This is a genomic window from Paraburkholderia sp. A3BS-1L (genome assembly GCF_051125215.1).
Classification (GTDB): domain Bacteria; phylum Pseudomonadota; class Gammaproteobacteria; order Burkholderiales; family Burkholderiaceae; genus Paraburkholderia.
On record NZ_CP120446.1, the window covers coordinates 419,357 to 433,116 of the forward strand.

Below are 13,760 nucleotides of genomic sequence, written 5' to 3' on the forward strand. Positions count from 1 at the left end.
AGGCGTGATATCAGGCGGGCAGCACGTGCGTGCTGCCCGCACCGTCCGGTCGGGATCCTGTCAGCTCTGGTCGTACGAGAACTGGATGCCGGCGGTGCCTCCTGTCTCGATGAAGAGGTTGATGAACGCGGGCACGGTCTCGCTGCGTGCCCAGTCGCGCTGTAGCTCGCAGAAGAGCTGCGCGACGCTGATCATCTTCCCCCCCGCCTGCTCGATACGGCGCAGTGCAGCGTCATGCGCGGCAACCGACGTGCCGCCCACCGCGTCGACCACGACGTAGACTTCGTAGCCCTCCTTGAGCGCGTCGAGCGCGGGAAAGGTCAGGCAGGCCTCGGTCCAAAGCGCGGTCATGATGAGCTTCTTGCGGCCTGTCGCCTTTACTGCTGCGCGGAATTCCACATCCTCCCACGAATTGATCGACGTGCGGTCGTAGGTCGGATAGTCATCCAGTACTTTGCGCAGTTGCGCAATCGGTGGTTTGTTCAGGCCGGTCTTCACGTTGACCGTCGAGTGGACGATTGGCAGCTTGTAGGCCACCGCCGCCTTGGACGCACCGACGATATTGTTGATCAGCAACTGCCGGTCCATTGAGGCAATCGAGTTCACCTGTACAGGCTGGTAGTCGATGATCACAAATGCGGCGTTCTGCGGCGTCAGCAGATGGTCGTTAGCGGGATCGCGAATCGGTTCGCTAGCCATGAATTTCTCCTGAACGGTAGTGGGAGTGATCAGGTTTTCAATACACATTGATGCGAGGAATTGCAAATGCACCATCGCGGCTTTTCCGGTATCCGGCTGTACATATGCTGCGACGCTGGCGGCTGGTGAAACGACAACGTCTGGGAGACGGAGCCCGGAGATTGTCCGCAGGCGAACTACCGGATGAGCTTCCCAAGCATATGCGAATGGTGGTCAACAGTGTGAGTTCCATATCTCGAACACAGTGTTCTGCGTCATCGAACGCGCCGGTGACAGGTGGGCTGGCCGGGTGGCACGCTTCACGTCAGAAGTTGTACTGGAAATAGATTTCGCTGAAGTTGATGCCCGGATTCGGATGCTCGAGGCCGGCATTCGAAAGATGCTGAAAACGCACACCCGCCAGGTAATGTTGATGCGCACCGAACTGCGCACCGATACCCACCATATCGGCGAACTGGAATGACGAGGACAGGGTCCGGTCTTGCGTCTCGCGAACGTGCGAAAGCATGCGGACGCCTACGCCAGCTTCGACATAAGGGCGAAACCATCCGGAGGAACGGATGAATCGAAAAACCGGCGTCACGCCAAACTCCCAGATCGCGGGGTTGACTGCCTGGCTTTCCCGGACCTCCCAATATGCTGCATGGGCTTCCGCGACCATCGCAAAATGCCAATCGCCGATGGGCCACCATGAGAGACCCGGATCCCAGACGACGCCGAGATCCGTTTTCCTGACGCCGTGGTCCGCAACACCGCCCGCCACCTGCACGTCGAACGTGTCCGCGCTCGCGTGCACCGATATCAGCGCCAGCGCACCAAGCACTGTCGCCTTGAGAACATTTTTTTTCACTGTATTTCACATTGCATGTCTGGCTGGCGTTGCGAGCCAGTTCGAAAAGCCGCCCGCGGGCAGCAGGTGTTGCTACGGGACCGGCGTAACTAAATCGTCCTGAAGGAGTTCAGCCGATGGACGTTGCCGGGCTGACGGGTGCCGGCCACGACACCAATTGGGGTACGCATTGGCGCGTGCGCGTGCGCGTGCGGGGGACATCGGCTGCGTTCGAGGCCGCCATGTGTCGCGCGAGGCGGCCGCTTCGACGGACGGATGCTCAGCCCCTGCTGATCCGAACGTCGTATCCGACTTCGTTAAACGCAATCAGAAATTCTTCGGGCATCAGCCACGAATCGACCTGGACGGTCATGGCGGTCAGATCCACTCCTACCTGCGCGTCTGGATCGACCGACCGAATGGCACGAGTGATGATGCCCATGTCATCCTTGCCAGTCAGTTCGTTCAGCTTGAACTCCATGTTGCTTTGTTCCATTGATTCTCTCGTTGCTATACGTGTTCCGGTTCTGAAATGGGCGGAGCGAGCCATCCGGGTTCGTCACGGCAGGGCCGGCAGGCGGACGCCGGGGAGCGTGTTTTGCAAAACCTGGGAAACGGCTTCGGGGGCAATCATTGAGGCATTGTTGGGGGGCGTCGGTCGGCCGGTCGGCCGCCAGGCTGGATCGCCACGAGTGATCGGGCGGCCGGATATCGCACAGTATCCGGCACGCCGCGCAGTTCCGAGGCGCCACTTCTGCCCACCGTAGTGGCACTTTCCGCGTTCGACCCACCGCACGAGCAGATACCCGTGAGACGCCTCCAACACCGTGACCATGACATCTCTTAGGATGCCTTCGAGAATTGGGTAGGGCGCAGATTGCATCCTTCAAACCTCCCCCCAGTTCACGCAGGGAGTGGCTGCTGCTATGCGTCGTCTGGCTTGCCGTGTACGACGGCATGTTTCCTTACGGCTGTCGCAGCACGCGGTCAGTGAGCGCAGGAAGATCATGTGATTCCCACCAGAGCGTTATTCGATGTCCGTTTGCCGGGCGTCGCACTTGGGTGGGCGCCGTGCGTATCGCCTCCGTCTGGATTGTTCAGGTACGTTCGGAATCCAGCTGCTCGTTGTTCTTCACGACCTCCTGCGCCTTCATATAACTCTCGATGAGCAGGCGATACGGGGGGAAGATCATTCCGTAGACCTCGGCCCATTGCTGGGCGTCGGGACGATGCCAGGTTTGCTGCAGTTCCGAGGCAACGGCGGCGGTATCCATCGGCACGATCCCGGCCTGCACCACGCGTGCGAGCGTGATCTCCTGCGCCATCTTCGAGTACGTGCCGGAGGCATCGACCACCGCGAAGACCTTGTAGCCTTCCTGCACGGCGGAAATCGCGGGGAAAGCCATGCAGACGCTCGTAATCGTGCCGGCGATGATCAGCGTCTTGCGGCCGGTCGCCTTGACTGCGGCGACGAAATCCGGGTTGTCCCACGCATTGATCTGGCCTTTGCGGGCCACATAGGTGGCGTGCGGGGCACTCTCGTGAATTTCCGGGATCAGCGGACCGTTCGGCCCTTGCGGCACCGAAGCCGTGGTGACGACCGGAATCTTGCATAGGGTCGCCATCTTCGCCAGTGCAATCGCGTGATTGCGGAGAACAGTCATTTCCATGTCCTTGACCGTCTGGAAAAGTCCGCTCTGGTGGTCGATCAGCAGCATGGCGGCGTCGTTCGGGTCGATCACCGGGCGTTGTCCGTTGAAGTTCGCAGGGGCCGTCATCTCGATACTCCTTGTGGGTGAAGAGAGCCCTTTGTGCACACTGGCATGGTGGCGCATAGGGCTCTGGGTATGCGCAAGTGCGCGGACAATTGAAACAGGGTTATTGCCGCCTAAAAATCAGCGCCATTAGCAGGTGCAGCAGGCCGCATGCGGCAGCAAAGAGCAGCACGGAAAAAACGTAGGTTCGGATGGCCCATGCGAGCTGCCGGCGCTGCGTTTTGCCGTTCAGGACCACCATGCATACGCCGATAGCCAGCGCGACGCGGCGACGGACGTGTCTTTCAAGCACTACTCGCAGGGGCGTCACGCTCAGCGCCTCCCGGCCGCATCGACCTTGCCACGAAATACCCACCAGGCGAATGCGTTGTAGCCGAGCACAACGGGCAGGAGTACAAGCGCTCCCACCGCGACAATGAGCTGGCTGCCGTGCGCGGCAGATGCGGTGTCGATAGAAACGCTGAAGGGCACGACATACGGCCACACTATGAAGACGAAGCCAAGCAGCAGCACGGCGATCATTGCCAGACTGAACAGCAGTGGGCGTCCGTCTGGGCCGGTGCGTACCGACAGGAACGCCGTCGCCCATAGCGCGGCCGCGACGAGTCCGGCCAGCACCATCGAGGCTGGATGCGTGCGCCACATCGTTGCGACAGCCTGCGTCGTCGATGCCAGAGCGCACACGAGGACGGCGAGCAGCAGGAAGATGAACATTACCGCGCGTAGCATCGGTCGATGTCGGCGTTGAAGCCGTTTGCCGGTCTTCCAGTGAGTCCAGCCTGCACCGAGTGTCGCGTAGGCAGCCACTGCGGTCAGTCCCGTCAGGCAGTTGAACGGTGTGAAGACATCGAGCGTATGTCCAGCGAACTGGCCTTGCGAGACGGTTACGGTGCCGGACAGCAACGCGCCCCCGACGAGCCCCTGGCAGAACGCTGCGACAGTCGAACCTGCGCAGAACGCGCCGTCCCAGAAACGCGGGAACGGCGTGTGCACACGGAACTCCATCCCCACGCCGCGAAATCCGAGCGAGACGAGCATCAGCATGAACGGAAGGTAGAACGCCGGAGCCAGGATCGAGTACGCGAGCGGAAACGCGCCGAACAGCACGATGGCCGCGAGGATCAGCCAGGTTTCGTTGCCGTCCCAGATCGGAGCGATGCTTTCGACCATTTCGTTGCGCTCCGGCTCACGCGGCGTGGTCAGCAGCAGGATGCCCACACCGAGGTCAAATCCGTCGAGCAGGATGTACATCGCGATTGCGAATATGGCGATGAGGATGCACATGAGGCTTAGGGCGCTCATCGGTTTTCTCCGGACGGTTCGATGTGGCCAGCAGTTGCCGGGGCGGGCATCAGCACGGGCTTGAGCGAGGCCGAGTAGGGCGCCGCGTCCGATGCGGCGGAAGGGCCGCGACGAATCACGCGGGCCGTGATACCGATGAACGCGGCGAGAAACAGCGCGTAGGTGAGGGCGAACAAGACGGTGGAGAACATCACGTTGGATCCGGGCACCGGAGAGACCGCGTCGGCGGTGCGCAGATACCCGTAAACCACCCAGGGCTGTCGGCCAATCTCCGACGTGTACCAGCCAGCGATGGTGGCGATGAAGCCCACGGGCATCATGTACTGGACCAGCCGGTGAAACCATGTTGCGACAAACAGGCGGTTGCGCAGCCGCAACCAGACGCTCATGCAGGCGACGGCGAACATCGTCAGGCCGAGCAGAAACATTGTCCGGAATGCGTAGAAGACAGGCGCCATCGGCGGACGATTTCCCGCTGGTGTGTTCTTCAGGCCCGGCACAGTGCCGTCGAATGAGTGCGTGACGATCAGGCTGCCCAGAAATGGAATACCGAGTTGAGTGCCGTTGCGGGCCTCGCTCTGATGGGGCGTGATGAAGAGAAGGTAGGGCGCGCGGGGCGTGGAATCCCAGTACCCTTCCATGGCCTGGAATTTCGCTGGCTGATAGTCGAACATCCGGAACCCGAGCGTATCTCCCACCGGCAGTTGCAGGGCGATGGCGATCGAGGCGAAGCCGAGTCCCATCGAAAAGGTGCGCCGCGCAAAGTCGAGGTGGACGCGGCGTAGCAGATAGTACGCACCCACGCCTGCTACGAGGAAGGACGCGGAAATCCAGGCCGCGATCAGCATGTGCGGCAGGCGGTAAAGGTATGATGGATTGAAGATCACGCGCAGCCTGTCGATCACATGAAACTGATGCGCGACGGCGTCGTACACCACACCGTCTGGCGTATGCATCCATGAATTGGCGGCTAGAATCCAGGACGCCGAAATGGTGGTGCCGAGCGCGACCATCAAGGTGGCGAAGAAATGAAGCTTCGGACCAACGCGGCTCATGCCGAAGAGCATGATGCCGAGAAAGCCCGCTTCGAGAAAGAAGGCGGTGAGCACTTCCAGCGCAATGAGCGGACCAATGACCGGTCCCGCAAGGCGGGCAAATCCTGCGAAATTGGTCCCGAATTCGAAGGACAGTACGATGCCGCTTACGACGCCCACGCCGAATCCGAGCGCGAACACGGTGAGCCAGAACCGGTAGATCCGCAGATACAGTTCGTCGCGGGTCTTTAGCCAGAGTCCTTCGGTAATGGCGAGAAATGTCGCCAGCCCGATCGACATGGTCGGGAAGATGATGTGAAACGTCACCGTGAGCCCGAACTGGATGCGCGACAGAAAGACGGGATCCATGGTCATTCGATGTCCGTATGTCCTGGGAGGGCGTGCTGTGGAGCCGCTCAGTCGGGTTTTTGTGTATCCGTTTTTCGCCACGCGTAAACCGTTAGCAAAACGAATAAAAAAAGAACGGTGAAACACACTAAGTCGCCAAACAGCTTGATCAACGCCAGTGCGCTGAACGCGCCGACGATACTGAGGAGCAACACGACTGCGATGGCAGGCCTGTGTGTTGCCGAGTCTCTTGTGTTCATGTCGGACATCCGGGTCTCTTCATGTGGACTTGCGCGACGAAGATCGCGCTTTGGACACATCAACGGGCATCTCGCGTCGCGAGCCATGATTCGCCCTGAAGCACTCACGAGTGTAGAGGCGACGTACGTCGGGCGGTAGCGGGCAATCATGAAACAGTACGTTTCCATCCATCGAACGTCAGAGCTTCATTGAGGGCGCACATGTGACGCGACACGGTTCGCGGAGGAGGCATTCGTGCGCGTAGGTACTGCGTGCAAGACCGTGACGGTGCAGGTGGTGCCAGCGGCGAGAGGGACGTCGTCGGGCACGTCGTCGAGATGGATACGAACGGGCACTCGTTGCGCGAGCCGGACCCACGTGAATACCGGATTGACGTCGGCGAGCAGCGTCGGGCCGGATGGATTGTCGCGGTCGCTGATACCGCGTGCCACGCTCTCCACATGGCCCTTGATGACCGGGCCGCCGGACAGCAGGCGTATTTCCACCTTGTCGCCGATGTGCACATGAGGAAGTTTGGTTTCCTCAAAGTATCCGTAAACCCAGTACGAGTTCCGGTCGATCACGGCGAGCCGGGCTGCGCCCGCAGTCGCATAGTCGCCGGGATACAGGTTGAGATTTGTTACGTAGCCGTCCACGGGCGAACGGACTTCGCTGCGTTCCATATTGAGCCGGGCGACGTCGCGGGCGGCGAGCGCGGCCTGGTAGCTCGCGAATGCCTGGCGCGCCTGGGCTCCCGAGTCCTCGCGGACTTCGGTGGAGATTACCGATCCGTCGAGTTGCGCGCGCCGCGCGGCCTGCTGTTTGCGCATGTCCAGTTCGGACTTGCGCAAGGCGACTTCCGCCTCGGACTGCTCGAGCGCCAAGCGGAAACGCTCCCGGTCGATATCGAACAGGACGTCGCCGCGATGCACGAGCTGGTTATCTGCGACGAGCACGTCGGTGACGATGCCCGACACGTCCGGAGCAACGTTGATCACCTTGGCCCTCACGCGGCCGTCGCGCGTCCACGGCGCGTACATGTAATGTTTCCAGACGGTATAGCCCATGACGATTGCAACTCCCAGAAGGGCGAGCGTGACGATTGTGCGAATCAGCGACTGGAGAGTCATGATGAGAGCGGGTGTGAATGGTGGCGCGGTTGGGTCTACGTTCCGAGCAGCAGGCTCACGCCGCTGAACAGGCACACGAAGAGCGCGGCACGGAATAGCGCCGGATGCCAGACATGCCGGAACAGGCCGATGCGGGCCAGTATCCGGTCGATCAGCCACCAGGCGGCCGCGCAGCCGAGAAAGACCGGCAGCAAGGTCGGGATAAGGAGCGAAGCGAACGCGATCTCACGGGGCATGGCGGGGCGCTCCTTCCTGCGGGCTGGTAGCGACCGTTTCGATTCCGCCGCCCAATGCCGTCATAAGCTGTGCCCAGGCATCGAGCCGCGCTGCGCGGGCGAGTGCGAGGCTCTGCTGAGCGCGCAGCAGCTCGGTCTGCGTGGCAAGCACGTTCAGATAGTCGGTCATACCGATCCGGTAGCCTTTTTCGGCATAGTCGAATGCCTCCGTGGCGGACTGCACCGAGATTTCCACGTCATGCTGCTGGGTTTCGAGGGAGCGCAGTGACACGACCTGGTCGGCGACGCTCTGGAAGGCGGTGAGCACGGTCTGGTTGTAGGTTTCGACGGCTTGGTCGTAGTCCGCGACCGCGACGCCATAGCGACCCTTTCGAAGCCCGCCATCGAAAATCGGCAGCGAAATCGCCACGCCAAAGCTGTGGTCGGCCGCGTTGTTGTTGACGAAGGTGAAGAACCCGCCAAACGCCGCTGATGCGAGACTTGCCGTGGCAAGGAGGTCGATGTTTGGATAAAAGTCCGCGTGAGCGACCTTGATCGCCTTTGCCGCGGCTTCGACGCGCCAGCGCTGGGCCACCACGTCGGGACGGTGGCCGACGAGTTCCGCGGGCAAGGTCGCGGGCAGCGCGATGGGTATGTCGAGCCGAAGGTTGGGACGCGCCAGACGCTCGCCGGCACCGGGTCCCTGGCCGATCAGTACCGCCAACTGATTGCGGCCTAATGCGATCTGCCGCTCGTACTGGTCGATCCGGGCGCGCGTGGCCGCAATGGGGGTGTGCGCCTCGCTGATTTCGAGGCGGCTGGCGAGGCCGGCCTTGCCACGCCGCTCCAGGATGTCGACGATGCGCTGCTCCCGCTGGAGCGTCTGAATCTCGATGTCGCGCAGGTCGTACTGCAACGAAAGTGTCACGTACGTGCGCACTACCGATGCTTCGAGCAGCAGTTGAGCCTCACGGGCGTCGGCAGTGGCGGCCTGCACCGTATCGAGCGCCCCTTCGAGCGTCGCACGGTTCTTGCCCCACAAGTCGAGTTCATAGAGCAGGCTCACGCCGACGGCGTTATTCCAGACGGTAGAGCCGCCGGGTGGATTGGGGTTCGCATAGGCGGAGAAGTGTCGGCGTGAGAATTCGCTGTTAGCGGAAATAACCGGTTCACGTGTAGCGCCTGCCATGCGCGCGAGCGCTTCGGCCTGGTCGATCCGTGCCTGAGCGAGACCCATTTGCGGGCTGCCGGCCACGGCGAGGGAGACCAGCTGGTCGAGCTGGGGATCGGACCAGCGGGTCCACCAGCGATCCTGCGGCCAGTTCGCGTCGTCCATCGCGGCCTGTATCGCGTCGCCGGCTGCAACCGTTTTCGGGTCGAGCAAGGTCGAACGCGACGCGATACCGTCGGTATTCGCACATGCCGAGAGCAGGAGGGTGCAAGCGAGCGTCAGCGATAGACAGGAGTACTTCGGCATCGGAGCGTGGCATTCAATCGGAGGTCATGAGGCGCGTGGGCGCACGAAGTGGGCACATGGGGCGCGGAATCACTGGGTGGTTCCGACCATGTCACCCAGTGGGACCAGGTTGTCCTGGAGCGAAAGCCGTATGGTGTTCAGCGCCGAGCGCAACCTGACGAGTGCGATGTCAGCTGGGGAGCCCACGAGGACTTCGCTTGTTGGCGTAACGGCTGACAGTGCCGCCTCGACGGCGTTCAGCGCGCGCAGGCAGGCGTCGCGCCCGGGCGACGTGAACGCTTGCGCGACGGCGCGGCAAATGTCCGTTTCAAAGGTGCGCCATGACGCGGGGAGCGGGGCGCCCCGAGCCAGTTCACGCAGGTCGATGACGCCCCGGCCGATTTCGATGGACGCGAATGACCACGCATGCAGGAAAGCCTGGCTGTAGCGCCCCGTTTCCGGTCGCGTGCCGATCTGCTGGACAAAGTCGCGAACGCCGCTGTCGAAGCGCGACCGCAGGCCGTCGAGCGGGTCGTCGCAGGCCGCATGGGCAACGAGCTTGCGGAGCTGGCGCAGGTAGAGGCCAGTCACCCACTCGCCGGCATAAGGCGCGACGACGGAGTAAGCCAGCGAGGCTGCAGCGATGCCCAGCATGGCCGAGAAGCCGGCGTCCAGTATGCTGGTTGGAGAATAGATGCTCGGATTGGTCAGATTGCTGAGAAAGCAGAAGTAAATATTGAATCCGAGGCCGATCGTGGCCGTCTTCGGCCAGCTATTCAGATAACTGCCGATCATGATGAATGGCGCGATGGCCGCTGCGAGTAGTACGAAGCCATCGAGGCGGGGCAGTACAAAAAAGTTGAAGAACAGGCTCGCCAGCCATGCAGCGCCACATCCCGCTACCATCTGGCGTGTTGCAGCGGCCGGCGCGGGCATGATGGAGTAGAGCGCGCTGGCAATGGCAGCGGAAATGACCGCGCCCGAGGCCCCAGTCCATCCGGTGGCGATCCAGAAGAGCGAGACGGCACCGATTGCACAACTCGCGCGAAACCCGGCGGCAATCGCGACCATGCGGTTGGCCGTTGTCACGATGCGCACTGGGCGCTGCACATGAGCCTGGTCTTGCGCAACGTTTGCTGCTCGCAGTGCGATGAAGTCGCGCAGATACGCGCGCAGAGAGACGGTCGCGTTTTCCAGGTGGGGGACCGCACTCTCGGCGAGCTGTCGTATTGCTGCGTCTTTATCCATGAGCGCATGGCGTTGATCCGCCTGCAGGCCTGGCAGCCGATCCAGCAGGACGGTGAGCGCCTCGTCGCATTGTCTAAGGTGCTCCAGGTCGGGACGTGCGGGGTCGATGCGGTCCGACAGCAGCGCAGCGAGCTGGGCGAAGAGTGCGTCCACGTTGTCCGCCACGTCGCTGCGCGCGCTGGCGCGCAGCCGCCGACGGAACTCGTAGAGCAGATGAAACCGGGCCGCGACATCGAGAAATTCGCTGGCCATACGGGTCATGATGTCATTGCGAAGCCGGAGATCCGGGTCCTCGAACACCGCGGCGCTGCGCAGATTCTCCAACTGCGCGCGTTCCGCAATCATGGCGAACTGGATCCGTCCGAGTTCGAGCGGGTCCAGTTTGCCGGTCAGCGCGGTACGCATGAATCCGAGAAAGCGCGAAAAGTGACTGGCGCCGACGCGAAGCAGCATGTCCCGCACGTGCAGCGGAAAAATCAAGGCGCTGACCAGGCTCGCGCAGAGGATGCCGATGGAGACTTCGCTAAGGCCGGTGACGACGTTGTCGAGGATGCCATAGGGGTGGTCGATTGCCGGCAGCGCGGCGATACAGGTGGCATAGCCGGCGAGTACGAAGCCGTAGGATTGATAGTTTCGATACGAGGCGGCGCCCCAGACGCAGAGCCCGATCCAGACGGACAGAACGGCAAGGAACAAAACGCGTTCTTGGGGAAACAGCGCGAACAGGAGCAGGGCGGCGAGATTGCCCACGACCATGCCGAGGCCACGGTAGAAGCCGCGCGCCATAACCATGCCGCTATGCTGGTGCATCATCAGGATGACGACGCTCACCATCGCTGTGCGCGGTGCCGCAAGTTCAAGGCGCATGGAGATCCCGGTAGACAGGAGCACGGCGAGCACGGTCTTCAGTACATGAATCAGGCGTCCCTTGTCCTCATGCAAATATTGGCGCAACGCCGAAATGATGGCGGTGTACCACTGCGGACAGATGGCTGGGGGTGTGCTCATGGCTCTCTCTTCCCGCGTGCACGACCAGGTACGGCAACCGGTCGAGCCTGGCGGCAGCAGTGGCAGATGGCAACGGTCATGCGACTGAGCCTTGGGTGGTCAACTGTACGAAAAACGTGTAAGAACCGGTAGCGCTGGAAACGGAAACTCTTCGTTCTCGTATCCAGAACGGCCTGTTATTTTCAGTAGTGAGCGTTGGAACGGCGTCGTCGTCGGCCTGCGATTGGCTGGTGGCAAACGCTTGGCTATTCTGGCCTTATACCGCCGTGCTCAGGCGGTTTCTGACTTGATACTGGCGTTGGTCGCAGCGGGCCCGTCCCACGGGCTGGCGAGTAAGGCAATCCGCATGTGCTCGATGAATGCGCGCAATTTGCGGGAGGTGAACGGGCTGCGCGGATAGACGGCGTAGATGAAATCGTCTTCGGGTTGCTCGTCCGGAAGGAGCCGGATCAGCCGGCCTTCCATCAGGTCTTTGCCGACGATGAAGGCCGGCACAATCGCAGGACCCACTCCGCGCACGGCGGCGTCGCGCAGGGCCTCGCCGTTGTTCGACGCGAATGCGCTTGGCGGGGAGAGGGTACGCGGCTTGCCCCTCGTCGCGCTCGCGCGAAACGACCACGTCTGGGAGGGCGGTGCGTTGCTGTAGCAAAGACAGCGACGGCTCGCCAGTTCATCGAGCGATGCCGGCACGCCGTGCTTCCTGGCGTATTCTGGACTGCAGACGAGAACTCGGGAGCTGACACCAATGCGCCGCGCAATCAGGGCGCTGTCCGGCAACCGTGCAACACGTATTGCGAGATCGAACCGTTCCGCCTCGATATTCACGATCCGGTCGTCAAGCTCCAGCACGAGATGGAGGTTCGGATGCTGCCCGGCAAAGTCGGCAATGACATCGCCCAGCCACAACTGGGTGAGACTGACCGGCGCCGTGATACGCAACTCGCCACACAGGCCGTTGGTATGCTCGGAGAGGGTCTCGGCAACGGCGTTAAGGCGGCGGGTGGCTTCCTGCGCAGCTTCGTAAAAAATCAGTCCCGCGTCGGTCGGCATGACGTTACGCGTCGAACGCATCAGGAGCTGGGTGCCAAGGTGACGCTCGAGGTCGCTGATACGTTTGCTGACAACCGACTTGGAAAGATTCAGGCGGCGCGCCGCACCGGTGATGCTCTGCTGGTCGACGACCATCAGGAACGCCTGAATGTCCTGGTTGTCGAGTGGCTTCATGGAGTTTTCTCCTGCCGCTTGAACGGATAGACGCTGGAGGGGGCATCCCGCTTTGTGCCCCATGCACGGCGGAATGACGATAGATATGGAGCGCGCGACAACTGCGCGCTGGCGCGGGGCGTTGCCGCATCCACGGTCGTCGGGATGCTGGCGACCGTGGAACCCGGTCTGTCGCCGGGCAATCAGAGGCTGGGACGCCTGCCGTCATGCAACTGAAGACGGCGAACGTCCCTGCTGCCGGTCACTGTGAAGGTGGAGCGTGATGGGTCGTGGACATCTGACCGAAGCGACCACTGTTGAAATCCAGTACGGCCTGCTGGATTTCGTCGGTCGAATTCATGACAAACGGCCCGTAAGCGGCGACAGGTTCTTCGATGGGGGTGCCGCTCAGCAGCAATATCATGGTGTCACTTTCCGCTTCCAGTTGCACGTCGGTACCATCGCGCCCGAGCAGTACCACCTGCGCCTCGTTCACCGGCCGCTCGTCGCCGTTGACAATGACGCTGCCCCGCAGCACGACGAGCGCCAGTGTACGCTCCGCGGGCAGCGTGAATCGTGTGCTGTGGCCCGCCTTCAGTCTCACGTCCCATACGTCCATCGGCGTGAAGGTTCGTGCGGGCCCGTGATGTCCGTCGAATTCGCCAGCGATAACCCTGACCCGACCGGCGGCAGACGGCAACGCGACATCCGGAATGTCGGCCCCGAGGATCGTCTGGTAGCCGGGCGCTGTCATCTTGTCCCGCGCCGGCAGATTGACCCATAGCTGGACCATTTCGAGCTGGCCGCCTGCCTTCGCAAAGGTGGTCGAATGAAATTCTTCGTGAAGGATGCCGGCACCGGCCGTCATCCACTGCACGTCGCCCGGGCCGATACGTCCGCCACTGCCCGTGGAGTCGAGATGCTCCAGCTCGCCTTCGTACACGATGGTCACGGTCTCGAAGCCGCGATGCGGATGCTGGCCCACGCCGCGCCGTCGGCCCGTCGGCCCGAAGTACTGCGGACCAGCGTAATCGAGCATGAGGAAGGGACTCACATGGCGTCCCATTGTCTGGTGCGAAAACAGCGTGCGCACGGGAAAGCCGTCGCCCACCCAGTGCGAGTTGGGGTTGCCATAGACGCCGAGAGTGTTCTTTATCGTCATCGAAATCTCCTGTCAAAGACCGGAACGGCCTGAAAACGTACGAGAGAAGAATAGGGGCGGCGCACGGGGCCCGGTAGAGAGCGTGGGTTATCCTCTGTGTCTCATTTATGG

General features: G+C 62.0%; 14 protein-coding genes. All 14 read right to left on the reverse strand.

Annotated features, from left to right (window positions below):
• Positions 1-60: 60 nt before the first annotated feature.
• The 14 genes from P5W99_RS37495 to P5W99_RS37560 all read right to left on the reverse strand — a co-directional run bounded on the left by P5W99_RS37495 (position 61) and on the right by P5W99_RS37560 (position 13,643).
• The gene (locus tag P5W99_RS37495) at positions 61-699 is read right to left on the reverse strand and encodes a hydrolase (RefSeq protein WP_434666737.1); all 639 of its coding nucleotides are present in this window, start codon (positions 697-699) and stop codon (positions 61-63) included.
• Positions 700-1,003: 304 nt separating this feature from the next.
• Positions 1,004-1,549, reverse strand: coding sequence for an acyloxyacyl hydrolase (locus tag P5W99_RS37500; RefSeq protein WP_434666739.1), 546 nt, complete (start codon positions 1,547-1,549; stop codon positions 1,004-1,006).
• A 259-nt stretch (positions 1,550-1,808) separates the two neighbouring features.
• Positions 1,809-2,024 carry a copper chaperone gene (locus tag P5W99_RS37505; protein WP_434666742.1) on the reverse strand — a complete coding sequence of 72 codons (216 nt, stop codon included), beginning with the start codon at positions 2,022-2,024 and terminating at the stop codon, positions 1,809-1,811.
• Between the two features lie 63 nt (positions 2,025-2,087).
• Positions 2,088-2,411, reverse strand: a complete 324-nt coding sequence (locus P5W99_RS37510) for a DUF3331 domain-containing protein (protein ID WP_434666745.1) — start codon at positions 2,409-2,411, stop codon at positions 2,088-2,090.
• Positions 2,412-2,625: 214 nt separating this feature from the next.
• A complete protein-coding gene (locus P5W99_RS37515) occupies positions 2,626-3,306 on the reverse strand; it encodes a hydrolase (protein ID WP_434666748.1) in 681 nt (226 codons plus the stop codon).
• Between the two features lie 100 nt (positions 3,307-3,406).
• Entirely contained in the window at positions 3,407-3,613 is a 207-nt protein-coding gene (locus P5W99_RS37520; protein WP_434666751.1) for a hypothetical protein, read from the reverse strand.
• Between the two features lie 2 nt (positions 3,614-3,615).
• Positions 3,616-4,605 (reverse strand): cytochrome d ubiquinol oxidase subunit II, encoded by a 990-nt coding sequence (gene cydB, locus P5W99_RS37525; protein ID WP_434666753.1) that lies wholly within the window; start codon positions 4,603-4,605, stop codon positions 3,616-3,618.
• On the reverse strand, positions 4,602-6,134 hold the full coding sequence (locus P5W99_RS37530; protein WP_434666756.1) for a cytochrome ubiquinol oxidase subunit I: 1,533 nt from the start codon (positions 6,132-6,134) through the stop codon (positions 4,602-4,604). The genes cydB and P5W99_RS37530 overlap by 4 nt, the downstream gene beginning before the upstream one ends.
• 299 nt (positions 6,135-6,433) lie before the next feature.
• The gene (locus P5W99_RS37535; RefSeq protein ID WP_434666759.1) at positions 6,434-7,357 is read right to left on the reverse strand and encodes an efflux RND transporter periplasmic adaptor subunit; all 924 of its coding nucleotides are present in this window, start codon (positions 7,355-7,357) and stop codon (positions 6,434-6,436) included.
• 35 nt (positions 7,358-7,392) lie between these two features.
• Complete coding sequence (locus tag P5W99_RS37540) at positions 7,393-7,593, reverse strand: DUF1656 domain-containing protein (protein ID WP_434666762.1); 201 nt, start codon at positions 7,591-7,593, stop codon at positions 7,393-7,395.
• Positions 7,583-9,049, reverse strand: a complete 1,467-nt coding sequence (locus tag P5W99_RS37545) for an efflux transporter outer membrane subunit (protein ID WP_434666765.1) — start codon at positions 9,047-9,049, stop codon at positions 7,583-7,585. Before P5W99_RS37545 ends, P5W99_RS37540 begins: the two co-directional genes overlap by 11 nt.
• A 69-nt stretch (positions 9,050-9,118) precedes the next feature.
• Positions 9,119-11,284: an FUSC family protein gene (locus P5W99_RS37550; RefSeq protein ID WP_434666768.1), complete on the reverse strand. Its 2,166-nt coding sequence runs from the start codon at positions 11,282-11,284 to the stop codon at positions 9,119-9,121.
• 270 nt (positions 11,285-11,554) lie between these two features.
• Positions 11,555-12,508 carry a LysR family transcriptional regulator gene (locus P5W99_RS37555; protein WP_434666771.1) on the reverse strand — a complete coding sequence of 318 codons (954 nt, stop codon included), beginning with the start codon at positions 12,506-12,508 and terminating at the stop codon, positions 11,555-11,557.
• A gap of 241 nt (positions 12,509-12,749) precedes the next feature.
• Complete coding sequence (locus P5W99_RS37560; protein ID WP_434668378.1) at positions 12,750-13,643, reverse strand: pirin family protein; 894 nt, start codon at positions 13,641-13,643, stop codon at positions 12,750-12,752.
• Positions 13,644-13,760 lie beyond the last annotated feature (117 nt).

Coding starts and splice junctions, on each gene's coding strand:
- P5W99_RS37495 (WP_434666737.1), bottom strand. CDS start 699: ATGGCTAGCGAACCGATTCGCGATCCCGCTAACGACCATCTGCTGACG.
- P5W99_RS37505 (WP_434666742.1), bottom strand. CDS start 2,024: ATGGAACAAAGCAACATGGAGTTCAAGCTGAACGAACTGACTGGCAAG.
- P5W99_RS37510 (WP_434666745.1), bottom strand. CDS start 2,411: ATGCAATCTGCGCCCTACCCAATTCTCGAAGGCATCCTAAGAGATGTC.
- P5W99_RS37515 (WP_434666748.1), bottom strand. CDS start 3,306: ATGACGGCCCCTGCGAACTTCAACGGACAACGCCCGGTGATCGACCCG.
- cydB (WP_434666753.1), bottom strand. CDS start 4,605: ATGAGCGCCCTAAGCCTCATGTGCATCCTCATCGCCATATTCGCAATC.
- P5W99_RS37535 (WP_434666759.1), bottom strand. CDS start 7,357: ATGACTCTCCAGTCGCTGATTCGCACAATCGTCACGCTCGCCCTTCTG.
- P5W99_RS37540 (WP_434666762.1), bottom strand. CDS start 7,593: ATGCCCCGTGAGATCGCGTTCGCTTCGCTCCTTATCCCGACCTTGCTG.
- P5W99_RS37545 (WP_434666765.1), bottom strand. CDS start 9,049: ATGCCGAAGTACTCCTGTCTATCGCTGACGCTCGCTTGCACCCTCCTG.
- P5W99_RS37550 (WP_434666768.1), bottom strand. CDS start 11,284: ATGAGCACACCCCCAGCCATCTGTCCGCAGTGGTACACCGCCATCATT.
- P5W99_RS37555 (WP_434666771.1), bottom strand. CDS start 12,508: ATGAAGCCACTCGACAACCAGGACATTCAGGCGTTCCTGATGGTCGTC.